Raw genomic sequence first — 26,079 nt, 5'->3', positions numbered from 1 at the left:
GGTGCTGGGCGTGGACGACTTCGTCAGGCGGTGACGCTTGCTGGGCCGTCATGGGCGTGGGGCGGGCCAGGAGGTGAGGGGCAGCGGACCGCGGTCGATGACGGTGCGGATGCAGAAGGTGCTGCGGGCGTCGCGAACGGGGCCGATGGCCAGGATCTGGTCGGTGAGCACCTTTTCGAAGGTGCGCAGGTCCGGCACGGCGAGTTCGACGAAGAAGTCGGCGTCGCCGGAGACCACGTGGCAGGCGACCACGTGCTCGATCGCCTTGAGCGCCTCTTCGACCACCTGGGAGGTGGTGCGAGAGTGCTCGACCTTGAGGGAGAGGAACACCGTCAGCCCGAGGCCGAGGCGCTCGCGGTCCAGATCGGCCCGGTAGCCGGCCAGGACTCCGTCCTCCTCCAGAGCCTTGGTGCGCCGCAGGCAGGACGAGGGCGACAGTCGTACGGCGTCGGCGAGGTCGACGTTGGGGGTGCGTCCGTGGCGCTGGAGGTGGTCCAGGATCGACCGGTCGATGCGGTCGTACAAAGGGTGTGGCATGAAATGCAGCGTATCGGTCGGATCGGCGAACGATCGTGCGCTCCAGGTCCGACTGGGTGCTGTATACGCCATCGTATGCCGCGCTTGGTGGCGCATCCTGGTCACGTGCTCCGGCCGGATGCCGGAGCCACACAGTGCCGCCCCTCTCAGTCTTTCGGATTGCCCCATGCACCACTTCCCTCTGGAACCCGACCGCCCCGCGATGACCGAGATGGGCCGTCTCGTCCTGGACCAGATCGTCGACCGCACCGATCAGCTCCCGTCCCGCCCAGCGACCAGCCCGCTTCCCCCGGACGCGACGGCCGACCTGGTGGAATCCTTCGCGGCATCGCCGCCGGACCAAGGCGGCGACCTGCGGACGCTGCTCGCTCGCCTGGACGAGGCCGCCGACTGCGCCCTGGAGACCGCCGGGCCGGGGCACCTGGCCTACATCCCGGGCAGCGGCCTGTATTCGGCGGCGCTCGCCGAGTTCTACAACCGCGCCACCAACCGCTACGGCGGCCTGGCGTCGGTGGCTCCGGCCCTCGCCGCGCTGGAGGAGAGCGTGATCCGCTGGATGGCCCGCGACGTGTGCGGCCTCCCGGAGGGCAGCGGCGGCCTGCTGACGAGCGGTGGCTCGATGGCCACGTTCTCCGCGACGATCGCCGCCCGCCACGACAGGCTCGGCGAGGAACTCGCGGACGGCACCGTCTACACCACCGCCTTCGCCCACCACTCCGTCGCCAAGGCCGCCCGCCTCGCCGGCATCCGCGCCGCTCACGTACGTACCGTGCCGCATACCCCTGACCTGCGGATGGACCCCGATGCCGCAGCCGCGATGATCCGCGCGGACCGGGAAGCCGGGCTGCGGCCGTTCCTGCTGGTGGCCACCGCGGGCACCACGGACACCGGCACCATCGACCCGCTGCCGCAGCTGGCCGACGTGGCTCGCCGAGAGGATGTGTGGTTCCACATCGACGCGGCCTACGGCGGCTTCTTCCGTCTCACCGAACGGGGCAAAGAACGCCTCGCCGGTTTCGACAAGGCCGACTCGATCACCCTGGACCCGCACAAGACCCTGTTCATGCCGTTCGGCACCGGCGCCTTGGTCGTCCGCGATGTCACCGCCCTGCACGCCGCGCACGACGGCACCGGCAGCTACCTGCAAGACATGGGCGACGCCGGAAGCGTGCCGGACTCCGGTCGGCTCGGGCCCGAGCTGACCCACGAGATCCGTGGTCTGCGGGTCTGGCTTCCCCTGCACCTGCACGGGGTGGACGCCTTCCGCGAGGTCCTGGACGAGAAGCTCGACCTGGCCGAACACGTCCACGATGCGCTGGCCGGTGTCGCGGAGCTGGAGGTCCCGCAACCCCCGGACCTGTCCACCGTGATCTTCCGCTTCCGCCCCGCCGACGGCAGCCGGGCCGCCGCCGAGCGGGCGGACGAAGCAAGCCGCCGTCTGCTGGAGCGGATCAACGGCCACAGGCGCATCGTGCTCTCCAGCACGGTGGTCGACGGCCGCTACACCCTGCGCGTGTGCGTGGTCTCCCACCGCACCCACCTCGACCGCATCGCCGAGGCCCTGAAGATCATCACTGCCGAAGCCAGGAACATCCCCGCCGCGTAGCCAGCGACGGCCCTGGACCCGGGTGGTGTCCACCTGAGGGACGCCTCCGTCGAATCACCCCAATACAAGGAGGACTTCATGACGATCCATCCCGCATCCCTTCCCATCAAGGGAACAGCCATCGTGACCGGTGCCTCCTCGGGCATCGGTGCGGCCTACGCACGTCGGCTCGCCGCTGACGGGCACGATCTGGTGCTGGTGGCGCGTCGCGCAGAGCGTCTGCGCGCACTTGCCGCAGAAGTGGCCGGGCAGCACGACGTACGAGTGGAAACCGTCGTCGCGGATCTGGGCGATGCGAGTGACCTGGACCGGGTTGCCCGGCGAACCGCCGAGGACGACGTCGAGCTGCTGGTGAACAACGCGGGCATCAACGGCTACGGCCCCTTCCCCGAGACCGACACAGCACTGCTGGAGAAGGTGATGGCCGTGAACGTGGTGGCGCTCACCCGGCTCGCTCATGCAGCCGTGCCGGGCATGCTGGCACGCGGCCGCGGCGCCGTGGTGAATGTGGCTTCCACGCTCGCCTTCGCCGGTTCGCTTCCGCCGGACCCTCTGCCGGTGCGGGCGGTCTACGGGGGGACCAAGGGGTACGTCGTCACCTTCAGCCGAACCCTCGCCGCGGAGTTGGACGGTGCGCCGGTTCGTGTCCAGGTGCTGTGCCCCGGGCTGACGGCAACCGAGTTCCATCTCACCCAGGGCCAGGATCCGGTAGCCGGTGATGTAGCACGCGTACACGACGACGGAGGCATGCCCGTCGAGGACGTGGTGACCGCTTCGCTGAGGGCCTTGGAAACCGGCGAGGTCGTGTGCGTGCCCGGACTGGTCGACGGCGAGGCGGTGGATCGCATCGCCTCGGCGGAATTCGGGCTCCGCTCCTCGTCCACCAGCACACTCGCCCCGCGATACCAGAACCCCGCCCCCCAGTGAGTCCCCGGCCGTCCTTGACAGCCGGCCGGAAGAGGCGGAGTCACCCTGAGCATGCGGTCGTGCAGCACGGCGGACGCGTCCTCGACGAGGTGCACCTCGATGCCGGGGTGATTCTCGGCGAAGCGAGCCGCGATGCGCGGGGACAACCACGGGAACAACCACGGGGACAGCGTCGGGAAGCCCCGATCCTCAGGGCCCCGTCAGCTCGCCTCGCACGATCCGGGCCACCGCGCTGATGTCCGCCGACTGATCGAGCAGCGCTTGGGCATGGTCGTAGACCCACCTCCCGGCAGGAGTGACAGAGGCCCCCTTGCCTCGGCGGCGCAGCGTCAGCTGTGGCGGAGTCGCATTAATGCCATAACCGGCACCGTATGGGGGTGGTGTGGACGCGAGAACGGAAAAGGAACCGCCCCTGACCTGCTTTTCTCCCGTCACGTGGCTACGCCAGCGCCAACACCGTCGTGAGGGGCGTGAGCCGTGGGGCATTGGTCCAGATCCCCGCTCGGACACCAGCTAAGACTCCTGTCCATCAGGGGTCTTTTGCTTTCCTGGTGAGCTGGTTCGTGATCTCCTCGGCGGTCAGTACGAGAGCGAAGCCTTTGCGGAGGACGGCGAGTTCGGGTTCCTGTCGGGACTCGTCGTCGGTGGCCGTGACGTCCGCTCCGAACACGACCTTGTAGCCGCGTTCGTAGGCCTGCCGGGCCGTGGTGCCGCAGCAGTAGTTGGTGAGCGTTCCCGTGACGATGACCGTGTCGCGGCCGAGGTTGCGCAGCATCGTGTCGAGTGGCGTGTCGTAGAAGGCGCCGTAGGAGGGCTTGCGGATCAGGGCCTCGTCGGCGCGGTAGCCCATCTGCTCCCACACCGCAGCGGGTCCCGGTCGTCGCCAGTCGGCGTCGGCGTCGGCGTGGGGGAGGTGGCGCAGGGCGTGCGGCCGGTCCAGTCCGAGGTGCGTATCGTCGAAGATGGTCCAGATGACGGGGATGGAGGCGGCCCGGCAGGTCTCGACCAGTCGGCGAAGCCGTGGCGCCATCCGCGTCGCCGCGGGCACCCAGTAGGGACTCCATTCCGGGCGCACGAATTCGTCCTGCATATCGATGACCAGCAGCGCCGTCCGCTCGGGCCGTACGTCGAACGTCGCGCGGCCGTGCCGGTAGGCCTCGCGTGCTCGCGCGGTCACCCACTCCTCGGTGTAGCTCACCCCTGGCTCCCTACCTCGATTCGAGATACCTCGTTTCGATGTGCGAGAGTAGCAGCATGCTGGAACTCGCGATCCTGGGATTCCTGGCCGACGGCCCGCTGCACGGATACCAACTGCGCCGCCTCATCGCGCACTTGTCCGGCCACGCCCGTCCGGTCAGCGATGGCAGCCTCTACCCGGCGATCAACCGGCTGGTCAAGGCCGGGCTGCTGGACCGGCGGACCGAGCCGGGCGCCTCGGCCGCCCAGCGGCACACCCTGAGCCTGACCGCCGAGGGCCGCACTGAGCTGCTGCGCCGACTCCGGGAGCCCGACGAGCTGGAGATCAGCGACAGCGCCCGCTACTTCACGATCCTGGCGTTCCTCTCCCAACTCCCCGACACCGGCGACCAGCACGCGGTGCTGCGTCGGCGGCTGGAGTTCCTGGAACAGCCCGCGAGCTTCTTCCGCGATGGCGACCGCCCACTGCGCGCCGAGGACACCGACGACCCCTACCGCCGCGGCATGCTCCTCATCGCCCGCGCCACCAGCCAGGCGGAACAGTCCTGGCTGAGGGAGCAACTGGCATGAACGCGAAGTCGACGGCCGCGACTCGCTCTGTCGGGTCGTTTGGTCGATTTGGTGCGGCTTTGCCGTCCAGGCCCCAGGAGGAACCCGTATGCCATACCGTGACGCGTGGATGGGGTCGGGGTCGCGTATGGGGAGGCGCACGTGGCGGTGCAGGACGGCGAGTACCGGATGTGGGCGGCTTTGGCGCGGCGGCATGACCTGCCGGAAGCCGCCCATGCCGCGGTCGTCGACGGGCTGTTGCCCGGGAAGGATCCCTTCGAGCCTTCGTCGTGGCAGTGCGACGTGTTCACAAGGACGCTGCCGTCCTTGTTCACCCGGGTCTCGGACCAGGGGCTCCGCGATCGGTTGATCGCGGCCATGCCCGGCGAGCACGTGACCGGGCTGGTGGGCAAGGGTGTGCTCCGCCCGGACGACTTCCCTGGTGTGCTGCGGCACCACCAGGTCACCAGCCAACTGATCGCGGCTCTGGCGCGGCAGGAGGCTGCCCGGGAACTGGTGCTCGGCCGCGTCCGGAACCTGGAGCTGCGTGACCTGGTAACGGTAGCTCTGGCCTGCGAACTCCTCGATCTGGAGAAGCTGGATCAGATTCCGCAGGTACCGGACTGGCTGCTCGATGCCCTGGTGCGGCGAGGCCTGCACTTGGCAACCGATGCGCTGAAAGCCCTCGGCGGCGGCGACCAGCGTGGCGGCAAGTACGCCAGGGGAGCGGGGTGGCCGAGCTACGAGGCGTTCGACATGGTACTGGAGCGGTGCCCCGACCAGTGGCCGGCGCTGGTCGATGACCGTGCGCACGGCCAGGCGATGCGGCACATCCTCCTTGACCGCGTGGCGACTGCGAAGCTGAACGACCGTGTGCTGGCGTCCTGTGTGCCCGCGCTGTGCCTGCCGGAGTGGTCCGCACTGCCGGAGCGGACTGACAGCCACCGAGAGCGGCTGCGGCACATCGCCAGACGCGTGGCCGCTCATCCGCGGCTGCGTGAGATGGCCGCAGCCCAGCTCGCGGAGGCCGTAGACCAGTGCGTCCGCGAGGGCCGACTGCTCCACGCCGCGCGGTTGGAGCTCTATGAGTCGTACGAGCTGACGTCGCTCGCCAACGACCTTGCCCTGACGAGCGGCAACGCTGAGCATCTGGCACAGCTGTGCGCATGGGTCGGTCGCCTGCCCGATCCCCTTGCCGTTGAGCGGCACGCCCCCGACCACGATGATGAATTGTCCTCGCCGAAACTCCTCCTGACCAGCGATTCCCGTGTCGGTGCACTCGCCGCGCTCGCTGGTAACCCTCATCTCGATCGCAGTGAGGTGACCGGACTTCTGGGCCGCCTCCACCCCGTCGAGGTGCAATGGCTTCTCACCTACGAGCAGGAAGTTCCACCGTGGCTGCGGCAGGCAGCCGCCGAGCACATGGCTGATCGCCCCAAATGGGAAGTACCCCGCGTTCTGTCCGACACCGAACTCGACAAGTGCGCGGACCCTCAGGCCCTGATGCAGAGCTGGCTGGACACCATCAAGGACCACAGGGGCTGCTTCCACTACCAGGTCGAGTACGCCATCCTCGCCTCCCGCCACCAGACCGACGCCCTGGTGCGCCAGCTACCGGCCCCCATCGTCCTCAGCCATTACGAAGACCCCACAGCGGCTGAAACGCTGCTCCGCACGTGCGGGGGTGATCCGGTCCGCTGGCAGGCCATGGTGGACGTGCTGGCTGCTTCACGGATCGACTACTCCGAAACCTTCGGGCAGTTCATGGACCGCTTCCATACCGGGAACAACACGTAGCCGTCCCAGGTCCTTACCGGCGCTGGACGTACAGGCGATGGCCCGCCGGGCCCGTCCACTCCACCCGTACGACGCCCGGCACGGCGGCGTCGGCGGTGCGTGATGGGGCGGACCAGTAGCCGGCGGCCGGGTTACGGAAGAAGGTGGCCCATAGGTCGCCGTGGTGGTCGGCGAAGAAGTTGTTGTGGCCCGCGCCGACGCCCGCCGTCCAGCGCGGGGAGTACGGGCCCTCGAAGCGGTCCGCGACGGCGACGATCGCGTCGTACTGGTACTGCACACGGCCCGCCCCGGGCGGGTCGTAGGCGTGGCGGGTGGTGCCGTCGGCGTTGACCGAGGTGCGGTTCCAGGCGGCGTGGAGGAGGTGGTACCGGCCCCCGTGCTTGAAGACGTACGCCCCTTCGAGGTACGGCTCGGGGGAGTAGGGCGTCTGCCGGAACCTCGGGAGGTTCGTCGTCGGGACGATGTCCTCCATGTCATCCCGGAACTTCGCGTACAGGTCGTTGTGCAGCACCAGCCACGCCTCGTCGCCCTCGGCGTAGAGGCTGCCGTCGATGTGGTGGTAGGCGCCGGGCTCGATGAAGTCCGGCCCGCCGGGGGCCAGGTCGCCGAAGGGCTTGTCGAGGTTGCCCTTGACCAGCCGGTACGGGCCCTCGACTCCGCCCTCGCTCACCAGCAGGAACGAGCCGACCTTCCGGGAGTGGTCGCCCATGCACGCGACGATGTACCACCTGCCCCGGATGTAGTGCACCTCCGGCGCCCAGGCCTGGCCGCGCTTGCCGAACCGGTCGTCGTGCCAGTACTCCTGCCACGGGGCGACGACCGTACGGCCGGGCCGGTTCTCGCCGGTGAACTCCGGCGACCACACCTTGCCCCGCTCGGCGCCGGGCCGGATGCCGGTCGTGTCGGCCAGCCGCCACGGCCCCCGCAGCGACCGGGACACCCACACGAAGATGCCGTCGTTCCACGGCCCGGCCACATCGAGCCCGGGCGCGCGCGTGGTGCCCGTGGCGACGTACAGCGGACGGCCGCCGACGACGAAGCAGTTGACGTACGTGTCCCGCATCCACACCCGGCCCAGCTCCCGGTCACGGTGGCGCAGCTCCAGCGGGAGGATGAAGGAGTTGTCCTCCCGCGGCCACAGATCCAGCCGGGTGTCCGCGTGGCCGTACGGCTCGGGGTCGGGCCAGTTCGACGGATACCGCCCGCCGCGCGAGGGCGCCGCCCGCGCGGCGGTGGCGGGCAGCGCCGCCGCACCCAGGGAGCCCGCGACACCGGTCAGCAGGAACCGCCGGTCGAGGTGTAATCCGTTCCCGAAGCTGGCCATGAGCGCGTCCCCTTCGTGAAGGGCGGGATGCCGGTGCCCCGCCTGGGAGGCCACGTTAGAGATCCGTTCCAGCGGTGAACAGATGGCCGAGGGCGGCGGCATGATGGAGCGTCGGAGCTGGGGAGGAGTGGGCAATGGACGCGGTGGTGGAGTGGGTGGACGCGCGGGAGCGGCTGCCGAGGGATGGGGTGCCTGTGGCGGGGGCGGCGTGTGGTCGCTATCCGGCGGCACCTGGTGAGGGGGAGGGGGAATTGTCGGGGTGGGCTAGGTCGTAGCCCGCTTTCTCTGCTGTGGCGCGGACTGTCGCTGGGGAGAGGTTCCGGTTGCTGGTTACCGTCATTGAGCCGGTTGGGATGTCGATGGTCACCGAGGTGACGCCGTCGCTGAGTTGGACTTCCTCGGTGAGGTGATGCCGTGGGAGTGGGTCATCCGGCCGTCCGGGGCGAAGGTGTAGAACGCCACGACCTCCGTGGCGATGTGCTTCTTGCGCGTGGCCGCGTGGATCGTGAGTCGGGCTGCGATCCGGTTGCCGTCCGCGATGGCCTCGTGTACTGCGAAGCGGGAGTCATCATGTTCCGCCAGGTTCTTGCGGACGGGGCGGATGTGGGCGAGGAGCTTGTCCCAGTCGAGCCGTATGCCGTCGTTGATCATCACGATGTCGGGTGTGTAGAAGCGGGCCATCGCGGGGGCCGGGTCGTGGTCGCCTCGCACCACGTGTTCGTGGAACGTGGTGAGGAAGTCGGCGATGAACTGCGCGGGGGTGCCACAGCGCCGCGCCGACGCCCAACGCAGCCGTACCGCCGTTCTCGACGCGGCCATCCAGGTCCTCGGCGAGCAGTCCGACGCGGGCATGGCCGCCATCGCGAGCGCGGCCGGAGTTACCCGCCAGACCGTCTACGCCCACTTCTCCTCGCGGGACGACTTGCTCGCGGCAGTCGCCGACCGCATGACGGAGAAGGTGGCGGAGGAGATGGATGCCGCGGGGGCCGATGAGGGTCCGGCGGCGGAGGCGCTGTTGCGGCTGCTCGATGCGGCCTGGCGCGTCTCCGAGGCGTATCCGGCGCTGACCCGGCTCGGGGGCCGTCCGGTGCCGCCGGAGGAGGACCGGGTCCGCCATGAGCCGATCGCGGACCGTATCGCGTGCGTACTTCAACGCGGCCGTGATGAAGGGGACTTCGGCCCGGGGCCCGCGCTCTCCTGGCAGGTGGCGGCCGTGATCGCGCTGAGCCATGCCGCGGGGGAGGAGAGCCGTGCCGGTCGCATGTCCGCCGCCGACGCCATGGCTGTCCTTCATTCGGGAGTCCTGCGGCTCCTTGCGCCGTAGGGCGAGAATGGTCGTCTGACGGAGCGCGGGAGCCGGGGAGGGTGCGCATGGACGCGATGGTGGAGTGGGTGGACGCGCGTGAGCGGCTGCCGAGGGATGGGGTGCCCGTCGCGGGGGCTACGTGTGGTCGTTATCCGCCCGCCCCCGGGGAGGAGGAGGGGGAGGAGTTCTGGCTGGTGTTGCCGATGTACTTCACCACCCGCCACTTCGGCGAGGACGGGACCGAGTACCGCGATTGTTTTGTCGATTCCGACGGCGTCGTCCGCCTGCCCTACGGCCATCCCTGCGCCGAACACGTCACCCACTGGGCGGAGTTGCCCGCGCTGCCGGGCATGGATGTGCGCCAGGTGCTGGGGGAGGGTGCGCGGGACGCTGTCCGGGGTGTCATGGGGTGAGGCCCCGGGGGCCGCTCACTGCCCAGCCAGGGAGGACCAGAAGCGGGTGAGGGCGCGGGCGCCACGGGCGGGGTCGTGGGTCATCCACCAGTGGCCCAGCCCGTCGAGGGTTACGGCACCGGCCCCGGCCCGGCGGGCGGCGCGGCGGCGCTGCTCGGCGGTGCCGACCGCGTGGTCCTCGGTGGGGAGCAGCGTGAGTCCCGGCCGTAGCGACGCGCGTTCCAGGTCACGGCCCAGCTCGGCCATCACCGGTTGCGCGGCGGAGCGGTAGAGGGCGAGTACGGCCCGGCCCATGGCCTCGTTCTGGCCTGGGGCCACCCGCTCGGCCACCGCCTCGTGCATCCCCCGGTTGGTGAGTGTTGCGACGCGTTCGCCGAGGGGCGCGCCGAAGCGGGAGGTCACATCGGCTTCGCCAGCTCCTGGCGTCTGCCACCGCTGGGCCAACTCGTGCCAGGTGTAGTCGGGTTCGTAGATGCCGATGGAGTCGCTGACCCAGCTGTGCACGAGGTCCGGGCGGCTCATCACCGCGTTCAGGACGTGGCCGCCGCCCCAGTCGTGCCCCACCAGGTGGACGGGTTCGGCGAAGCGGGTCAGCTCGCCGATCAGCCAGTCGCGGTAGTCGGTGACGGTCGCGCCGAACCCGGCCGGTAGCGGTGCGCCGAACCCGGGCGGGGACAGGCACACCAGACGTGGGCGTGGCACACCGGCGCGCTCCAGTTCGGGGAGCAGCCGGTCCCAGACCGCCGCCGTCTCGGGGTTGCCATGCACGAAAACAACGGGTGCGAGGACAACGGGTGTGCGGTCGCTCAACGGGAGCCTCCTGGTCGGCGCATGGATGCCGTGATTGCCGTGATCCTCGCCTACTTGTTGGTCGGCTGACAAGTTTGTTGTAGGTTCCTGACCATGACGACCACCCGCCGCACCCAGCAGCAGCGCCGTGACCAGGCCGAATCCGCATTGCTCCACGCCGCCGCCGAGCTGGTGGTCGAGCAGGGGGTGCGGGCGCTGACGCTGGTACGCGTCAGCGAGCGAGCCGGGTACAGCCGTGGACTCGTCACCCACCACTTCGGGTCCAAGCAGGCGCTCCTCGAACGCCTGGCGCACGCGTCCCAGGCCGGGTTCGTCCCCGGGCTCGACGGCCTGCCACCCGGTCTTGACCGCCTTCTGCGGCTGATCGACGGATACCTCGGAGCGCTCGGCCGGGTGGGCGTGTGGAGCCGGGCGTTTCTGCTGCTCTGGGCCGAGGCGGCCACGGCGCCCGAACTGGCCCCGATCTTCCGCGAGCGGGACGAGGCGTTCCGCGCCGATCTGCGCGAGGACGTGGCCGCCGGGCTCGCCGACGGCACCATCCGGCCCGACGTCGTACCCGGCGAGGCGTCGATCGCCATCGTCGGGCAGCTTCGTGGCATCGGGCTGCAACGGCTGCTCGACCACGAGGCCGTCGACACCGAGGGGCTGCGGCACACGGTCACCGAGCAGTGGCGCCGGGCGCTGGCGCGCGACCGGTGAAACGCGCTGTGGCAGCACCAACTCCCGAGCACAGCAGTATGGTTGGGGGATGTGCGCACACCACCGTGTTGACCGCCCGGCCGATCTCGACGTGGTCCGTGATTCCTATGACCGAGTGGCCGACAACTACGCCCACATGGTGGAGACGACGGGAATCGGCGACATCCGTCGCCACCCATGGCTCAAGGCATCCATCGACGCCTTCGCCGACACCGTGAGCGGGCTCGGGCCCGTCCTCGACGTCGGCTGCGGGCCCGGCACGGTGACCGCGTACCTCGCCGAGCGCGGGCTCGACGTGTCCGGGGTGGACCTCTCCCCTCGCATGATCGAGAACGCGCGCCGCCTGCATCCGCAGTGCCGCTTCAGCGTCGGCTCCGCCACCGACCTCGACCTCGCCGAAGCCTCCCTCGGCGGTGTGCTCGGGTGGTGGTCGCTGTTCAACCTCCCCCGTGACGTCCTTCCTCAGGTCCTGGCCCACTTCGCGCGCGCCCTGAAGCCGGGCGGACACTTCATCACCGCGACACACGTCGGCGACGAAGACGCGCTGCGTACGGAGGCCTACGGAGGTGTCCCCGTTCGCTGGACGACACACAAGTGGCGGCCGGAACCGCTCGTGGAGCTGATCGAGCAGGCCGGACTACGCCCCGTCGCCGAACTCCGGCTCCCGCCGGAGGAGTACAGCGGGCCGGGTCTGGTCGTCATGGCCCAGCGTCCCGGGGGTGCCGGGCTCGACGGGGCGGCTGGCTAGCATCGGCGCATGCCCTTACGCCGTAGCCATGACAAGCTCGCCGACCTGCCGCGCGATCCGCGCGCCGACGCGTACCCGATGCCGCCCGTTCCGTACGGCTGGTACGCCGTGCTCCGCAGCGGCGAGTTGCGGCCGGGCAAGGTCGTCAGCCTGCACTACTTCGGGCGGGCGCTGATCGCGTTCCGTGGCGCGGACGGGCAGGCGGGCGTGCGGGACGCGCACTGTCCGCACTACGGCGCGCATCTGGGGGCCGGGGGGAAGGTTGTCGACGGGGCTGTGGAGTGTCCGTTCCACGGGTGGCGCTTCGGGGCGGACGGGTGGTGTACGCACGCCCCCTTCGCGGCCCGCACCCCCAAGGTGTCCCTCGGCGGCTTCCCGGTACGCGAGCACAGCGGGCTCATCTTCGTGTACCACGGCCCGGACGAACCATCATGGGAGGTGCCGGACATCCCGGAGACGGCCTCCAGGGGCTTCGCGACCCCGATCGACGACGTGTGCCGCGCGCGCATCCACATCCAGGAGATGCGCGAGAACATCGTGGACGAGTCCCACTTCCACTTCATCCACGGCCAGAGCGAGCCGCCGGTGCAGGAGTTGCGGCCGGACGGTCCGTTCGCCGAGGTCCGGGGCCGCATCCACCGGCGTGTGCTCGGCCGGGACATCAACAACACCTTCGATGTGTTCATGTACGGGCCGGGGGTGATGGTGGTGCGTGTCCTCGGTCCCGTCCTGTCGCTCACCGCCGTCGCGCTGACCACGCCCGTTGACGACCGTACGAGCGAGATGCGGATGCTGTACTACGTCCGCAAGCCCGCGCGGCTGCCGTTCCTGGCGCCCGTCCTCAAGCTGGTCTTCCGTACGGAAGCCCTGAGGGAGGTGCGCGAGGAGGTACGGATCTGGGACCACAAGATCCACCAGCCGCGCCCCGTCCTGCTCCCGCACGAGAAGGGGATCAGGGCGCTGCGCCGCTGGTACGCCCAGTTCTACCCAGCGGCGGCAAGCGACTGACGGTGCGCGGTGCGCGGCGCGCGGCTGAGACCGTCAGGTGCCGTACTCGGCGCGCATCCAGCGCGCCGATGCGACCGCGCTCTCGTACGGGTCGGTGATGTCCGGGCGGTCGACCTCGACCATCAGCCAGCCGTCGAAGGTGCTCGGCAGGTTGCCGATGATCCCGGTGAGGTCCAGCTCGCCACGTCCGGGTTCGGCCCAAAGGCCTGCCAGGACGGTCTGCTGGTAGCCCCAGTCGCCCTCTCGGCCCTGCGCCGCGACGCTGAGCCGACAGTCCTTCACGTGCACGAACGGGATCCGCTCCGCGTAGTCCTTGATGAACGCGCCCACATCCGAGCCCGCCCACGCCAAGTGCCCCGTGTCGGGCAGGAAGCCGAGCCGGGTGTCCGGTATGGCGTCGAGGACGGAACGGCCCTCTTCCTCGGTCTCGATCCAGGTGCCGGTGTGGGGGTGGAGGTTGGGCCGGACGCCCTCGGCGGTCATGGTGTCGGCGATCTTCCCGATCAATTCAGTCACGGCCTCGACGCGCGACGGATCCGCCTCGTACGCCTGCGCCGGGTGCGCCACGCGCGGCATGTCCTTGCCCATCCCCAGGCCGAGGCCGATGTCCGTCAGACCGAGTTCGGCGTGCTGGCGGGCGACGGCGGTGGCGTTCTCGACAACGGTGGTTTCGTTCCCGTCCCGGCCGTCCGATCGGCATACGAAGTAGCCGGGGGCCAGGGTCAGGCCGACCTCGTCCAGGACGGCCCGGTACTGGTCGACGGTCCAGTCGGCGGGGACTTCGGCCATCACCGCGTCGAAACCGGACTGCTTGATCAGCGACAGCAGCTGCTTCCGCTCGGGCGCCTTGGACGGGTCGAGCCAGCCGTCGTCGCTGGCCATCCACTGGATGGGGTTGAGTGCGATACGAGGGGCCACGGGGGCTCCTTTCAACGTAGAGGGGCGAGTTCGCCCGCGAAGTGGCAGGCGGCACGCTGGCCCGCCGGGGTGAGGGTGAGTTCCGGGGCGGTCTCCGCGCAGATCGTCCGCTCCGGGTGGGTCAGCGGGCCGATGGGGCACCGGGTGCGGAACCGGCAGCCCGAGGGCGGGTTGGCCGGGCTCGGGAGGTCGCCGCGCAGGACGATGCGTTCCCGCGTACGCGCCGAGACGCTGGGGACCGGCGACGACGAGAGCAGCGAGGCGGTGTACGGATGCTGCGGGTTGCCGTACACCTCGGCGACGTCGCCGTGCTCGACGATTCTGCCGAGGTACATCACGGCGACCGTGTCGCTGAGGTGGCGCACCACCGACAGGTCGTGGGCGATGAACAGGTAGGCCAGGCCGAGTTCGTTCTGCAGTTTCTCCAGCAGGTTGATGATCTGCGCCTGGATGGACATGTCCAGCGCGGACACCGGCTCGTCCAGGATCAGCGTCTGCGGCTGGCGGGCCAGGGCGCGGGCGATGCCGATGCGCTGGCGCTGGCCGCCCGAGAACGCGTGCGGGTAGCGGTCGAGGTGTTCCGGGCGCAGCCCGACCTGCGTCATCAGCGACTGCGCCGCCGCTTCCAGCGCGCGTCCGCCGATGCCCCGGAACGCGAGCGCTTCGGCGAGGGACTGTCCGATCGTGCGCCGTGGGTTCAGCGACGCGTAGGGGTCCTGGAACAGATATTGCACGGACCCACGGACCCGTTTGAGGTCTTCCTCGCGCATCGCGCTCACGTCGGTCCCGTCGACATGAACCGAGCCGCCCGCGATCGGGTTGATGCCGACGATGCCGCGCGACAGTGTCGACTTGCCGCAGCCGCTCTCGCCCACGAGCCCGAGGGTGCGGCCGGGGTGGACGGCCAGGCTCACCGAGTCGACGGCGTACACCGGAGGTTCCCGGCGGAACAGCCCGCGCCCGCGCGATCCGACGTCGACCCTGAGGTCGCGTATCTCCAGCACGGGGGCGAGAGCGGGAGGAGCGGGCACGGCCTCGGCGCGCGGCGGCGCGGGAACATCACCAACGGAGAGGCTCACACCGCGCTGGGCGACGAAGCACGCCGCCGTCTGCCCCGCCGGGCCCCCGATCCGCAGCAGCGCGGGCGTTTCGTGCTCGCACACGTCCTCCGCGTACCGGCAGCGTGGCGCGAACGCGCAGCCGTCCGGGGGCGACGCGGGGTCGGGCGGGCTGCCGGGGATCGCGGGCAGCGGCTGGCCGACGCGGTCGTCGTCCAGGCGGGGCATGGCTTCGAGCAGCGCCGCCGTGTAGGGGTGGCGTGGGTGCCGGAAGACCTGCTCGACGGTTCCCTTCTCGACCGTCCGCCCGCCGTACATCACCACCACGTCCGTGCACAGCTCGGCGACCACGCCCATGTCGTGGGTGATGATGGCGATGGCGATGCCGAGTTCGGTGCGCAGCCTGGCCAGCAGCCGCAGGATCTGGGCCTGGATGGTGACGTCGAGGGCCGTCGTCGGCTCGTCGGCGATGAGCAGCGCGGGATCGTTCGCAAGGGCGATCGCGATGACGACGCGCTGGCGCATCCCGCCGGAGAACTGATGCGGATAGTGGTCGATCTTCGTCGGGACGTCGGGGATGCCGACCTGTTCCAGCAGCTCGACCGCCCGCTTGCGCGCGGTCTTCTTGTCGACACCGTGGACCGTCATGGCCTCGACGATCTGATCGCCGACCTTGAGGACGGGGTTGAGCGCGGCCTGCGGGTCCTGGAAGACCATCGCCACCTTGGCTCCGCGCCGCCGCCGCATCTCGCGTTCCGGCAGGGCGAGCAGGTCTTCGTCCTCGAACCGCACCGATCCGGCGACGATGTCGCCCGGTGGCCGCACCATCCGCATGATGGAGCGCGCGGTGACGGACTTGCCGGAGCCGGATTCGCCGACGATGCCGAGGACATCGCCCGGGTAGATGTCGAAGCTGACGTCGTTGACGGCCCTGACGTCGCCGGTCCTCAACTTGAATTCCGTACGCAGGCCCTCGACGCGCAGCAGCGGCGCGCCCTTGCCCGCCACCGGCGCTGGAGGTTCGGCCATCGTAGAACTGGTCGTCGTGGTCACCGACGGTTCACCGCCTCGTTGAGCGCGTCCGAGATCAGGCTGAAGCCCACCGAGAGCAGCAGAAGCACCACTCCGGGGCCGATGATGTACGTGGGGGCCTGGGTGACGAACCGGAGTCCGTTGTTGAGCAGTACGCCGATCGACGGCGTCGGCGGCTGCACACCGAGGCCGACGATGGACAGGCCCGCCTCGATGTAGACGCCGACGACCATCCAGACGGCGCCGTTGACGACGATGGAGTCCATCGCGTTCGGCAGGACGTGCCGGACGAGCAGCTTCCGGCGCGGGACGCCGAGCACCCGGGCGGCCAGGACGTACTCCCTGCTCTGCTGGGTGAGCCAGGCGCTGCGGGCCTGGCGCCCGGCCGTCGGCAAGCCGCCGATGAGGATGGTGAGGAACAGCGGGAACCACCCGGGGCCGAGGATGGCCACCAGGCAGACGCCGAGGATCAGGCCGGGGAAGCCGATGATGACGTCGAGCACTCGCTGCAGCCCGGCGCCGAGCCATTCGGAGATCGCGCCGGAGAGGCCGATCAGGGTGCCGAGCGCCATGCTGAGCGGTACGGCGGTGAGGATGAGGGTGAGGTCGACGCGGAGTCCGTAGACGCTGCGGATGAAGATGTCGCGGCCGAACTCGTCCACCCCGAAGATGTGCGCGCCCGAGGGCCCGGCCAGGGCGTTCGCCCCCTGCTGGTCGTAGCCGCCGGGGAAGAGGACGGGGGCGAGCAGGGCGGCGAGCACCATGATGGCGAGGATCGACAGCCCGATGATGCCCCTCGGGGTGCGGAACGCGGACAGGTAGCGCGCGAGCGTCGGGTTGAGCCTGCGGCGTGTCGCCGTGGGCGCCGCCGCGCCGGGCGCCGACAGGGGAACGTCTGTCATGACGGGGCTCCCAACCTGATCCGCGGGTCGAGTGTCGCGAGGACCATCTCGGTGATGAGCTGGCAGATCACCGCCACGAACACCACACCGAGGATGAGCACTTGAAGGACGGTGAAGTCGCGTGACTGCACGCTGGTGACGGCGAGCTGGCCGAGACCGTTGCGGTTGAAGATGGACTCCATGATCACGGCACCGGCGAGCAGGGTGCCGATCTCCAGCCCGATCGCGACGACCGCGGTGCCGAAGCTGTTGCGCAGTACGTGGCGCAGTGTGATCCGCCGGGACGAGGCCCCCTTGGCGAGGGCCAGGTCGACGTAGTCCTCGTTGCGGACCTTGGCCATCTCCGTCTGGAGCAGGCGGGCCACGATGCCCGAGGGCGAGAGCGCCAGCGCGACGGCGGGAAGGGTCAGATACTGGATCCCGATCGCGGGATTCTCCATCATGCTCACCTCGCCGCTGACCGGCAGCCAGCGGTGGTACACACCGAAGACCAGGATCAGCGCCAGGGCGATGAGGAACGCCGGTACGGCGACCAGGAGGCTGTTGCCCAGGTCGAGGGTGGCCCGGGTCCACCGGCGCCTGGTGGAACCGGCGAGCACCCCGAGCGCGGTGCCGAGGACGACGACGAGCAGCGTGGCGAACACGGCCAGCTCCACGGTGCTCTCCAGGCGGTCGCCGATGAGGCTCGCGACGCTGCGGTGGAGGCGGTACGACTGGCCCAGGTCGCCGTGGAACAGCCCGGAGATCCAGTCCCAGTACTGCACGACGGGGGACCGGTCCAGACCCAGCTCCTTGCGGATGGCGGCGACGTTGGCGGCGCTCGGATCCGTACCGGCGAGGCTGACCGCGACGTCTCCGGGGGCGAGCCGCGGCAGGGCGAAGGCGACGACCGAGCTGGCGAGGAGGACGAAGAGGACGGATGGCGCCTTGCGCGCCAGGAACCGGATCATTGCCGCCGCTACCCCTTCGGCTCGGACAGCCACGCCTGGCCGAGGTTCAGGAAGCCTGTCTGGGTGGGCGCTATGCCGCCGACCGACGTCGACCGGACCGTGAGGGTCGGGCGGGTGATCAGCGGAACGGAGAACGCCTGATCGAGGAAGTAGGCGTTGTACGCGTGCAGCGCCTTCTTCTGCGCGGCGGGTGTGGTCGCGCCGGTGACGTCCTGGACGAGCTTCGTGTACACGGGGCTCTTGACGTGCAGGAGGTTGTCTCCGGGTACGAACTCGGGCCTGCTGGCGACCGCGCTCGCGGGCAGCAGGGCGTTGCTGTTCATCATCTGGACCGCGGGCGCACCCATGTCCCGCTTGGCGATCCGCCCGTCGTACTCGGTGGCGCTCAGCACCTCGGGCTTGGCGTTCAGCCCGACGGCGGCAAGGTTGTTCTTGACGATCTGGAAGATGCCGGTGGCCTCTGGGGTGTTGAGGGTGACGACCTTGAACGTGGCGCCCTTCACCCCCGCCTTGGCGAGCAGCTTCTTGGCCTTCGCGGGCTGGTAGCTGTAGTGCTTCGCCTGAGCGGCGTCGTAGCCCACGGCGGTCTTCTTCCACGGCAGGCTCGTCGCGTCCGCGTGACCGCCCTCGACCTGCTGGACGATGCGGCCGCGGTCGATCGCGTACTGGACCGCCTGCCGCACCTCCTTCTTGTCGAACGGCGGCTTCGTCACGTCCATGGCGAACGGGATCGCCGAACCGCCCGACGACAGCAGGGCGTAGCCCGGCTGCTTGCTCAGGCTGCGGGCGTCGAGGGCGGCCACTCCGACGCCGTACTGGGCGCGACCGCTGCGGATCGCCGAGACGATGGCGGTCGGGTCGTTGATGACCTCGATGTTGATCTTGTCGAGGTGGGTGTTCTCGGCGTCGCGGTACTTCGCGTACTTGGTGAGCGCGATGCGGCCGCCGGGCGTCCACGACTTCCAGACGAAACGGCCGGTGCCGTCGACGACCTTGCCCGCCGCGTAGTCGTCGTAGGTGGCGGGGTTGAGGATCGGCGCCGTCTCGAACAGGTCGAAGACATTCGGCGTCGGCTTGCTGAAGGTGAGCTTCAGCTCGTGGTCGCCCTCGGCCTTCATCGACGTGATCTGCTCGGCGATGGCCTGGCCCGCCGCGCCCGTCGCCGGGTCCCGCACCTTCTTCAGGGTGAAGATGACATCGCGCGCCGTCAGCTTGCGGCCGCTGTGGAACGTCACATCGTCCCGGAGCGTGATGTCGATGCTCTTCGCGTCGGGCGCGAGCTTCCACGACTTCGCGAGGACGCCCTTGGGCTTGCCCGTCTTGGCGTCCATCAGGGTCAGCGTCTCCAGCACCGTGTACTCGGACAGGATGTTGCCGACCGAGGTCTTGAGGAACGAACCGGGGTCGGCGTCGTTCACCTGCGCGACGGTGAGGGTGCCGCCGTCGCGTACCGGTCCTGTGGTCGCGGACTTCCCGCCGGTGGGGTGGGTCGCGGCGCTGCATGCGGAGGTGAGGAGCGCCGCGCCCACGGCGGCGCCTGCGATGAGTCGGCTTTGCCAGGCCGACGTTCTCAGCGACATCGGTTGTGCTCCTTGAGGTGTCCGGGGAGGGAGAGAGGTTCGCCGCTCCGCGCGAGCGAAGCTCAAGCGGGGTAGCGGGGCTGCGGCCGTTCGCACGTGCTGCTCAGGCGGACGGCGCGGGTCTGCTGGGAGGCTTCCTCGACGGCGCACAGCGCTTCGAGGACATGGAAGGCGAACGAGGCGGTCGCGCGGTGCGGGCCGCCCTCGATCGCGTCCGCGAGGTCACGGACGCCGAGGCCGCGCCGGGCCTGCTCCTTGGTGCCGACGGCGCCGAACAGCCCGACCACCGGCTCCAGCGCCGTCCACTCGGCGTCGCCGTGCCGCCGCAGCCGCACCTCGCCGTCGAAGTGGTTCGGGTTGCCCAGGGACAGCGTGCCCTCGGTGCCGTAGATCTCCATGAAGGGTAGCTCCGAGTCCCACACGTCGAAGCTCATCTGCGCCGTCCCGAGGACTCCCGAGGCGAACGTCAGCACCGCCGCGGTGTGCGTGGGGACCGTGACCTCGATGGAGTCGACGGCCCGGCCGGGCGAGGTCACCGCCCGGTGCGGTGCGCCGATCCGGCTCGCCGCGGCGATGGACTGGATCGGGCCCAGGCAGTTGACCAGGATGGCGATGTAGTACGGCCCCATGTCCATCACCGGGCCGCCGCCCTGCTGGAAGAGGAAGCGGGGGTCCGGATGCCACGTCTCCGCCTTGCTGTGGCCGATGAAGGCCGAGGCGCCGATCGGTGTGCCGATGAGCCCGTCGTCGATGGCCTTGCGTGCCGTCTGGCTCGCGCTGCCGAGGAACGTGTCCGGCGCCGAGCCGAGGATCCGCTTTGTGCGAGCGGCCGCTTCGAGTACGGCCCGGCCCTCCTCGACCGTCGTGGCCAGGGGCTTTTCGACGTAGACGTGTTTTCCGGCCTCCAGCGCGGTGATGATCGTGCGCGCGTGGTGCACGGGCGGGGTGAGGTTCACGATGATGTCCACCGACTCGTCGGCGTACAGCTCCGCGTCGTCGCCCCAGGCCGGAATGGAGTGCTCGGCGGCGGCCTGCTTGGCCCGGTCCGGGTCGATGTCGCCCACCCGCACGATTTCCAGCTCCGGGTAGCGGGCCAGTCCGGTGACGTACCGGCCGAAGATGTTGCCGCTGCCGAGAATGCCGATGCGATGCGATATGCCCATGCGGTGGGGTCCTCTCGGGGAGAACGAACCGGCCATGCGTGGCCGGAAGTTTTTGTGTGGGCATCACCATCGTTTAGTGCGCGTCGCGGGAACAAGACGCCACTTTTAATTTTTTGTGTGGACTAAAGATGGGCTGCTTGTCGGGTTGATCGCGCGGCATTTACTGTCACGGCGTGCATAAAGGCGATGGCTACGAGTCCGATCCGGTCCTTCTGCCCTCCGTTCCGGTCGGGCTGCGCAGGGTGCTGGATCTCGTGGTGTCGGGCGAGGCGACCAGCCGTGCGGAGATCGCGCGGCGCAGCGGTCTGGTCCGGACGACCGTGGGCAAGCAGGTCGACCACCTCGTCGGACGCGGCATTCTCCAAGAGACCGAGTCGAACGAATCGGTGCGGGGACGGCCGCCCAGGGTGCTGACGCTCAGCCCGCAGGCGGGGACCGTCGCCGTGGCGGACGTCGACACGCTGGCCTCACAGGTCGCGATCGCCGATCTCAGGGGGCGGGTGCTCGCCCGGGAGACCGTGGACGTCCGGATCGCGGCCGGACCGGAAATCGTGCTGGACACGGTGACCGAGCGGCTTCGCGGCCTGTTGGCGCAGTGCGGGCACGACGTCGGCCGGGTGCGCCAGGTGGTGATGGGCCTGCCCGCGCCCGTGGACTTCCAGCGCGGCTATACGGCGCGGCCGACCGGGATGCCCGGGTGGGCCGGATATCCGGTGGCCGACGAGCTGAGGAAGCGCTTCCACTGCCCCGCCCTGGTGGACAACGACGCCAATCTCATGGCCCTCGGCGAGGCGTCCCAGGAGCAGGCCGAGACTCCGCTGCTGTGCATCAAGATCTCGGCGGGGGTGGGGGCCGGGATCGTCACCGCGGGAGGCCAGCTCTACCGGGGGGCGGACGGCGCCGCCGGGGACATCGGCCACATCCGGGCCACCGGTGGCGGCGACGCCCTGTGCTCCTGCGGCAACGTCGGCTGCCTCAGCGCACTGGCCTCCCGCCCGGCCGTCCTGCGCAGCCTCGGCATCCCCGAGTCGACGGACGAGGATCCGCTGCACGGCGTGCGCGTGCTGGCGGGACGCGTCGCCGACAACGAACCGAACACCGTGCGGGCCCTGCGCCAGGCCGGTACCGATGTCGGCGAGATCGCGGCCATGCTGGTCGCCATGTACAACCCGCGCACGCTGGTCGTCGGCGGCCCGCTGAGCGAACTCCGCGACGACCTCCTGTCCGGGGTCCGCGCCGTGGTCTACCGGCGCGCGCTGGCCCTGGCCACCAGCAAGATCACCATCGCCACGCCCCGGCTCGGCGAGAGCGCCGGGATCCATGGCGGGATCGTCCTCGCCATCCGGGAGGTGTTCAGCCCGCAGGGCATCGCCCGGATGATGGTCGGCAGCCCGTAGGAGGCCGGGGTGGCTGAGCCTTGGGCCCAGCCACCTGACGTGGTGTCAGCCGACGCGCATCAGCAACCGGCACGCCTCGTCGCCGTCGCGCAGACACGCGGTGGCGCAGTTGCGGGTGAGTTCGACGCCGAGCCCCTCCGACCAGCCCGCGTGGATGTCCGTACACGGGCAGTCGTAGCCCTCCAGCGAACCGGCCATCCGCACCATCGCCACGGCGAAGTTCTGCCGCATGGTCAGCTCGATGTCGCCGTCCGGGAGTACGGCCGTACCGCCGTCGCGCAGTTCGCTCGGGAACATCCACTCGGCGCACGCGTCGTACCGGCAACGGAGTTCTTCGAGGTCGGCGGCGGGTTTTCCGCCGTGCTGGCGGGTGATGCGCTTGCCCACCTGGACGGCCACGTAGCGCAGCGCCTCCGCGTTGATCTCGTTGGCCACCGCGTGGCCGAACCGCTTCGCCACGCCCTGATACCAGCGGGCGTCGTGCAGCCACCACTGGCGGTAGACGTCCATGGGCCTGGGGCTCGGGGTGGTCATCGGGCCGTCCCGTCCAGCTCGCCGCCTGCCATGCGGGCCCGGAAGCGTTCGCGCATCTCGCGTTTGAGCACCTTGCCGGTGGCTCCCTTCACCACGTCGTTCGCGTCCATGCGGAGCGCGCCGGTGAGGGGCGGGAAGCCCTCGGTGGTGAGGACCTGGTTGACCCGGTCCGTCCAGTCGTCGTCCGTGTCCGCCGCGTCCGGGCGTACTTGGAGGAGGACGTACGCGTCGGCCGTTCCGTCGCCGTCCCAGTCGGCGCGTACGCCCTCGGGGGCGACGGCCACCACCGTGCAGTCGTCGAGTTCGGGCAGCTCGCGCAGCAGCAACTCCTCGGTGCGGGTGCTGAACACGAGGCCCGCGGCGGTGCGGATGGCGTCGGGGGCGCGGTCGAGGTGGTAGAAGTTTCCCTCCTCGTCGCGGTAGGAGAGATCGCCGGTGAGCCAGTAGCCGCCGAGCCGCAGCCGGTGGAAGGTCAGCGAGTCGTTCCAGTAGCCGGGGGTGAGGGTGGGGGAGCGCACGCCGAGACGGCCCACTTCGCCGGGTGGCAGGGGCGTGCCGTCCTCGGAGAGGACGGCGGCCTCGGCGAAGCTCATCGGTTTGCCGACGCAGCGGGAGAACGACGACCTGCCTGGCTTGTGGCCGTTGTGGAAGAGCGAGTAGCCGGTCTCGGAGGAGCCGAGGCCGTCGGTGAAGACGGATCCGGGGACCCGGCAGCGCCCCAGGTCCGGGCCGACCGTGTCGTGGCTGCCCTGCGCGATGAGCGCCCTGATGTGTGCCTCGTGTGCCGCGTCGCCGGTGTTGTACCAGGCCTCGACGCTGGACAGCTCGCGGGCGGCGAGGTCCTGGGCCGCCATCTCGCCGTACGTCCCGGCGAACGCGAACACGGTGGTCGGGCGGAACGATTCCATCGCGTCCAGGACGTCGGTGCCGCGCTGGCTGGAGAGCAGGAGGACGGGTGAGCGCAGCAGGAAGCCGAACATCATGACCGAGATGGAGGCGTTGTGCGAGCCGGGCATCGCGACGAGCAGTCTGCCCATCGCGGAGCCGACGGACAGCTTCAGCCGGTGCAGTTGCGCGTACAGCAGGGTCTGGTGGGTGTGCGGGACGGCCTTGGGCATGCCGGTGGTGCCCGAGGAGTGGGAGATGACGATCGGATCGGTGGGGTGGTGGGCGTACGGGTACGAGGCGGGGAGGGGGTGGCGGGTCTTCGTGTCGATGTCGGCGGCGGTGGCGCAGAAGGCGAGGCCCAGTTCGTCCTGGTGGGGGGCCAGGACGGGGCGGTGGGCCCGGTCGGTGATCGCGCCCACCGCGCCCTGGCGGCGTACGTACTCGCGGGCGATCTCGGGGCGGAGGTTGCCGTTGACGAAGGACGGGATCGCGCCGAGGGAGGTGAGCGCGAGGAAGTTGATGGCGAACTCGGTGCTGGAGTACGTCTGGATCGCCACCGGGTCGCGAGGGCGCACGCCGTGTGCGTGGTACCAGCTGGCGTAGGTTTCGACGGTCTCGTGCAGTTCGCCCAGGGTCAGCACCTCGGGGTGGCCGCCGTCCGGGGCCTGCCAGGTGGCGTCGGTCCACAGCACCTGATCGTCGGGGGATCTGCCGTACGCCTTCAGCCGGTGGATCACGTTTCCGGCACCCAAGGCGGCGTCCTGGCTGATCAGCGCGCGTTCTTCCTTGGTGATCATGGGTGGGTCCCTTGGATTTGGGCGGCCAGCTCGGCCAGGCCGCGGAGGGTGCCGTACTCGGCGGGTTCGTGGGAGAGCGGGGTGTCGCCTCGGTCGAGCACGATCGCCACGGCCAGATCGGTGGCGGGCGGGTCGGTGTTCAGCTCGTGGTACGCGGCCGTGGTGCGCTCCGTAGTGGCCAGCTCGACGCCGACGAGGACGACGCGGTTCAACTCCTCGTCTTCCAGGAGGAGTTCGGAGGTGTTCAGCAGTTCCCCGGCCAGGTCGGTGGCGGCGGACAGGCACAGCAGTGGGCCGGTGATGGCGAACTCGCGGCTGAGCTGGCCGAGGATCGCGTTGGCGGTGCTCTGCATGAACAGCAGCGGGTTGTGCACCTGCCCGGCGACGAGCAGACGGCTGCCGAGGTCGAGGGTGGTGGCGTCGCCCATCGTGCTGGCCAGGACCATCGCGGTCCGCGAGCCGTCGCCGGGGTGGGCGGTGAGTGCGCGCTCGACGGCCTGGTACACGAGCGGGCTGAAGGCCGACTCCACGAACCCGGCCACGGGCGGTGCGGCCGCCGGTCCGGATACTGCGGCGATCATGCCCGCTCCAGGAGCAGCGCGGTGTTGGCGCCACCGAACGCCGCGTTGAGGGAGAGCGCCCGCCGGATGTCGGCCTTGCGGGGACGGTTCGGTACGTAGTCGAGATCGCAGGCCGGGTCGGGTTCGGTGAACCCGGCGGTGGGCGGCAGAACGCCGTCTCGCAGCGCGAGCAGGGTGATGACGAGTTCCACCACTCCGGCGGCCTCCAGGAGGTGTCCGGTCGTGCTCTTCGTCGAACTCACGGGTATGTGGGGCGCGTTCGCGCCGAAGAGCGTGTGCAGTCCGCGCGTCTCGGCGGGGTCGTTGGTCTTGGTCGCGGTGCCGTGTGCGTTGACGTAGTCGACGCGGGGTCCGCCCGCCCGTTTGAGGGCGCGGCGGGCGGCGGTGACCAGCCCGATGCCTTCGGGGTGCGGGCGTGCGATGTGGTGAGCGTCGGAGGCGGCGCCCCAACCGGTCACCGCGCCGAGCACACGCGCCCCTCGGCGCCGGGCGGACGCGGCCGATTCGAGCACGACGGCGGCGGCCCCGTCGCCGAGCAGCAGCCCACTGCGGTCGGCACAGAACGGCCGCACCATCCCGTCCCGCGAGAGCGCGAACCCCGACCCGAACTTGGCCAGGTTCTCCTCCTCCACCAGATAGGCCCCCGCGCAGATGACGATGTCGGCCCGCCCGGAGGCGATGAGCTGGCATCCGTACGCGACGGCGGTAGCGGAGGCGACGCACGCGTTGGTGAACGCGAGCCGGGGCCCGCGCACCCCGAGCACATCGGCAAGCGCCCCGGCCTGCCACGCGGGCACGGTCTCGACGGCGCCTGCCTCGGCCCCGGCGCCGCCGATGGGACGCCTCTGCGTGGCACCCCTGCCGAGGAGGTCGAGGGACGGCGCGCTGTGGATGAGGCCGGGGGCCTCCGCGCCGCCGGGGTACGCGCCACCACCGGGCGCACCGGGCGACGCGCCACCGCCGGACGAGCCGGGGAACCCCGTTCCGCCGGGGTCGGCGGGCCCCGCGCCGGGTGGGACGCCATGGCGCGCCATGCGGCCGGGGATGTTGGAGGGCCCCGCGCCCCCGGGCAAGCCAGCGGGCCCCGAGCCCCCGGGGAACCCAGGAGACGCTGCGCCTCCGGGGGAGTGGTGAGGCCCCGTACCGCCGGGTGAGCCGGGTGATGCGGCGTCGCCGGGGGAGCCGTGGGACTCCGATCGGCTGGGGAGGTCGGCGGCACCCTCGCTGGGTGGGACGCCTGGAGGCACCGTGCCGTCGGGGAAAGTGGTAGCAGGCGTCGCGCCGCCGGGCGAGCCGGGGGATGTGGTGCCGCCGGGCAAGCCGGGTGACGCGCCGCCGGGGAAGTCAGCGGCCCCCGC

Annotated in this window: 25 protein-coding genes; 10 read left to right on the top strand and 15 right to left on the bottom strand. The window is 70.4% G+C overall.

Annotated elements, in window-relative coordinates:
• Positions 1-48: 48 nt before the first annotated feature.
• Positions 49-537 (bottom strand): Lrp/AsnC family transcriptional regulator, encoded by a 489-nt coding sequence (locus ACWC5C_RS32615; protein WP_450881363.1) that lies wholly within the window; start codon positions 535-537, stop codon positions 49-51.
• A gap of 166 nt (positions 538-703) precedes the next feature.
• Here ACWC5C_RS32615 and ACWC5C_RS32610 point away from each other — a divergent pair, with 166 nt between their 5' ends.
• Positions 704-2,143, top strand: a complete 1,440-nt coding sequence (locus tag ACWC5C_RS32610) for a pyridoxal phosphate-dependent decarboxylase family protein (protein WP_450881361.1) — start codon at positions 704-706, stop codon at positions 2,141-2,143.
• A gap of 78 nt (positions 2,144-2,221) precedes the next feature.
• The gene (locus tag ACWC5C_RS32605; protein WP_450881359.1) at positions 2,222-3,070 is read left to right on the top strand and encodes an SDR family NAD(P)-dependent oxidoreductase; all 849 of its coding nucleotides are present in this window, start codon (positions 2,222-2,224) and stop codon (positions 3,068-3,070) included.
• Positions 3,071-3,599: 529 nt separating this feature from the next.
• Here ACWC5C_RS32605 and ACWC5C_RS32600 read toward each other — a convergent pair.
• A complete protein-coding gene (locus tag ACWC5C_RS32600) occupies positions 3,600-4,268 on the bottom strand; it encodes a cysteine hydrolase family protein (RefSeq protein WP_450881357.1) in 669 nt (222 codons plus the stop codon).
• Between the two features lie 56 nt (positions 4,269-4,324).
• On the opposite strand from ACWC5C_RS32600, the gene ACWC5C_RS32595 reads away from it, so the two are divergent.
• Both ACWC5C_RS32595 and ACWC5C_RS32590 read left to right on the top strand, forming a co-directional pair.
• On the top strand, positions 4,325-4,837 hold the full coding sequence (locus ACWC5C_RS32595; RefSeq protein WP_450881355.1) for a PadR family transcriptional regulator: 513 nt from the start codon (positions 4,325-4,327) through the stop codon (positions 4,835-4,837).
• A gap of 141 nt (positions 4,838-4,978) precedes the next feature.
• Positions 4,979-6,613 (top strand): hypothetical protein, encoded by a 1,635-nt coding sequence (locus tag ACWC5C_RS32590; protein ID WP_450881353.1) that lies wholly within the window; start codon positions 4,979-4,981, stop codon positions 6,611-6,613.
• A gap of 13 nt (positions 6,614-6,626) precedes the next feature.
• On the opposite strand, the gene ACWC5C_RS32585 is transcribed toward ACWC5C_RS32590, so the two are convergent.
• Entirely contained in the window at positions 6,627-7,937 is a 1,311-nt protein-coding gene (locus ACWC5C_RS32585; protein ID WP_450881351.1) for a family 43 glycosylhydrolase, read from the bottom strand.
• Positions 7,938-8,300: 363 nt separating this feature from the next.
• Entirely contained in the window at positions 8,301-8,648 is a 348-nt protein-coding gene (locus ACWC5C_RS32580) for a nuclear transport factor 2 family protein (RefSeq protein ID WP_450881349.1), read from the bottom strand.
• Between the two features lie 34 nt (positions 8,649-8,682).
• On the opposite strand from ACWC5C_RS32580, the gene ACWC5C_RS32575 reads away from it, so the two are divergent.
• Both ACWC5C_RS32575 and ACWC5C_RS32570 read left to right on the top strand, forming a co-directional pair.
• Positions 8,683-9,261, top strand: a complete 579-nt coding sequence (locus ACWC5C_RS32575; protein WP_450881347.1) for a TetR/AcrR family transcriptional regulator — start codon at positions 8,683-8,685, stop codon at positions 9,259-9,261.
• Between the two features lie 47 nt (positions 9,262-9,308).
• Positions 9,309-9,656, top strand: coding sequence for an AQJ64_40280 family protein (locus ACWC5C_RS32570; protein WP_450881345.1), 348 nt, complete (start codon positions 9,309-9,311; stop codon positions 9,654-9,656).
• Positions 9,657-9,671: 15 nt separating this feature from the next.
• On the opposite strand, the gene ACWC5C_RS32565 is transcribed toward ACWC5C_RS32570, so the two are convergent.
• The gene (locus ACWC5C_RS32565; RefSeq protein WP_450881343.1) at positions 9,672-10,466 is read right to left on the bottom strand and encodes an alpha/beta fold hydrolase; all 795 of its coding nucleotides are present in this window, start codon (positions 10,464-10,466) and stop codon (positions 9,672-9,674) included.
• Positions 10,467-10,559: 93 nt separating this feature from the next.
• On the opposite strand from ACWC5C_RS32565, the gene ACWC5C_RS32560 reads away from it, so the two are divergent.
• Genes ACWC5C_RS32560 through ACWC5C_RS32550 form a run of 3 tightly spaced genes read left to right on the top strand, consistent with a single transcriptional unit; the run spans position 10,560 to position 12,921 of the window.
• On the top strand, positions 10,560-11,165 hold the full coding sequence (locus ACWC5C_RS32560; RefSeq protein ID WP_450881341.1) for a TetR/AcrR family transcriptional regulator: 606 nt from the start codon (positions 10,560-10,562) through the stop codon (positions 11,163-11,165).
• A gap of 49 nt (positions 11,166-11,214) precedes the next feature.
• Complete coding sequence (locus ACWC5C_RS32555) at positions 11,215-11,913, top strand: methyltransferase domain-containing protein (RefSeq protein ID WP_450881339.1); 699 nt, start codon at positions 11,215-11,217, stop codon at positions 11,911-11,913.
• A 9-nt stretch (positions 11,914-11,922) separates the two neighbouring features.
• Positions 11,923-12,921 carry a Rieske 2Fe-2S domain-containing protein gene (locus ACWC5C_RS32550; protein WP_450881337.1) on the top strand — a complete coding sequence of 333 codons (999 nt, stop codon included), beginning with the start codon at positions 11,923-11,925 and terminating at the stop codon, positions 12,919-12,921.
• A gap of 33 nt (positions 12,922-12,954) precedes the next feature.
• Here ACWC5C_RS32550 and ACWC5C_RS32545 read toward each other — a convergent pair whose 3' ends face one another.
• From ACWC5C_RS32545 to ACWC5C_RS32520, 6 genes are all read right to left on the bottom strand, one after another.
• Positions 12,955-13,839, bottom strand: a complete 885-nt coding sequence (locus tag ACWC5C_RS32545) for a sugar phosphate isomerase/epimerase family protein (RefSeq protein WP_450881335.1) — start codon at positions 13,837-13,839, stop codon at positions 12,955-12,957.
• 11 nt (positions 13,840-13,850) lie between these two features.
• On the bottom strand, positions 13,851-15,926 hold the full coding sequence (locus ACWC5C_RS32540) for a dipeptide ABC transporter ATP-binding protein (RefSeq protein ID WP_450881333.1): 2,076 nt from the start codon (positions 15,924-15,926) through the stop codon (positions 13,851-13,853).
• Positions 15,927-15,946: 20 nt separating this feature from the next.
• A complete protein-coding gene (locus ACWC5C_RS32535) occupies positions 15,947-16,831 on the bottom strand; it encodes an ABC transporter permease (protein ID WP_450881331.1) in 885 nt (294 codons plus the stop codon).
• The gene (locus ACWC5C_RS32530; protein WP_450881329.1) at positions 16,828-17,781 is read right to left on the bottom strand and encodes an ABC transporter permease; all 954 of its coding nucleotides are present in this window, start codon (positions 17,779-17,781) and stop codon (positions 16,828-16,830) included. Before ACWC5C_RS32530 ends, ACWC5C_RS32535 begins: the two co-directional genes overlap by 4 nt.
• 8 nt (positions 17,782-17,789) lie before the next feature.
• Positions 17,790-19,361 carry an ABC transporter substrate-binding protein gene (locus ACWC5C_RS32525; RefSeq protein ID WP_450881327.1) on the bottom strand — a complete coding sequence of 524 codons (1,572 nt, stop codon included), beginning with the start codon at positions 19,359-19,361 and terminating at the stop codon, positions 17,790-17,792.
• Positions 19,362-19,423: 62 nt separating this feature from the next.
• Positions 19,424-20,524: a Gfo/Idh/MocA family protein gene (locus ACWC5C_RS32520; RefSeq protein ID WP_450881325.1), complete on the bottom strand. Its 1,101-nt coding sequence runs from the start codon at positions 20,522-20,524 to the stop codon at positions 19,424-19,426.
• A 173-nt stretch (positions 20,525-20,697) separates the two neighbouring features.
• Between ACWC5C_RS32520 and ACWC5C_RS32515 the strand changes: the two genes are divergently transcribed.
• On the top strand, positions 20,698-21,921 hold the full coding sequence (locus ACWC5C_RS32515; protein ID WP_450881323.1) for an ROK family protein: 1,224 nt from the start codon (positions 20,698-20,700) through the stop codon (positions 21,919-21,921).
• A 45-nt stretch (positions 21,922-21,966) separates the two neighbouring features.
• On the opposite strand, the gene ACWC5C_RS32510 is transcribed toward ACWC5C_RS32515, so the two are convergent.
• The 4 genes from ACWC5C_RS32510 to ACWC5C_RS32495 are packed head-to-tail and all read right to left on the bottom strand — an operon-like array spanning position 21,967 to position 25,755.
• On the bottom strand, positions 21,967-22,455 hold the full coding sequence (locus ACWC5C_RS32510; RefSeq protein WP_385440107.1) for a hypothetical protein: 489 nt from the start codon (positions 22,453-22,455) through the stop codon (positions 21,967-21,969).
• Positions 22,452-24,140, bottom strand: a complete 1,689-nt coding sequence (locus ACWC5C_RS32505; protein ID WP_450881321.1) for a class I adenylate-forming enzyme family protein — start codon at positions 24,138-24,140, stop codon at positions 22,452-22,454. Before ACWC5C_RS32505 ends, ACWC5C_RS32510 begins: the two co-directional genes overlap by 4 nt.
• Entirely contained in the window at positions 24,137-24,721 is a 585-nt protein-coding gene (locus ACWC5C_RS32500; RefSeq protein WP_450881319.1) for a beta-ketoacyl synthase chain length factor, read from the bottom strand. The genes ACWC5C_RS32505 and ACWC5C_RS32500 overlap by 4 nt, the downstream gene beginning before the upstream one ends.
• Entirely contained in the window at positions 24,718-25,755 is a 1,038-nt protein-coding gene (locus tag ACWC5C_RS32495) for a beta-ketoacyl-[acyl-carrier-protein] synthase family protein (RefSeq protein WP_450881317.1), read from the bottom strand. The genes ACWC5C_RS32500 and ACWC5C_RS32495 overlap by 4 nt, the downstream gene beginning before the upstream one ends.
• Positions 25,756-26,079 lie beyond the last annotated feature (324 nt).

It is taken from the genome of Streptomyces sp. NPDC001700, assembly GCF_053596435.1.
The sequence above is the reverse complement of the archived record's forward strand: the minus strand, read 5'-3'. Positions and strand labels throughout refer to the sequence as shown.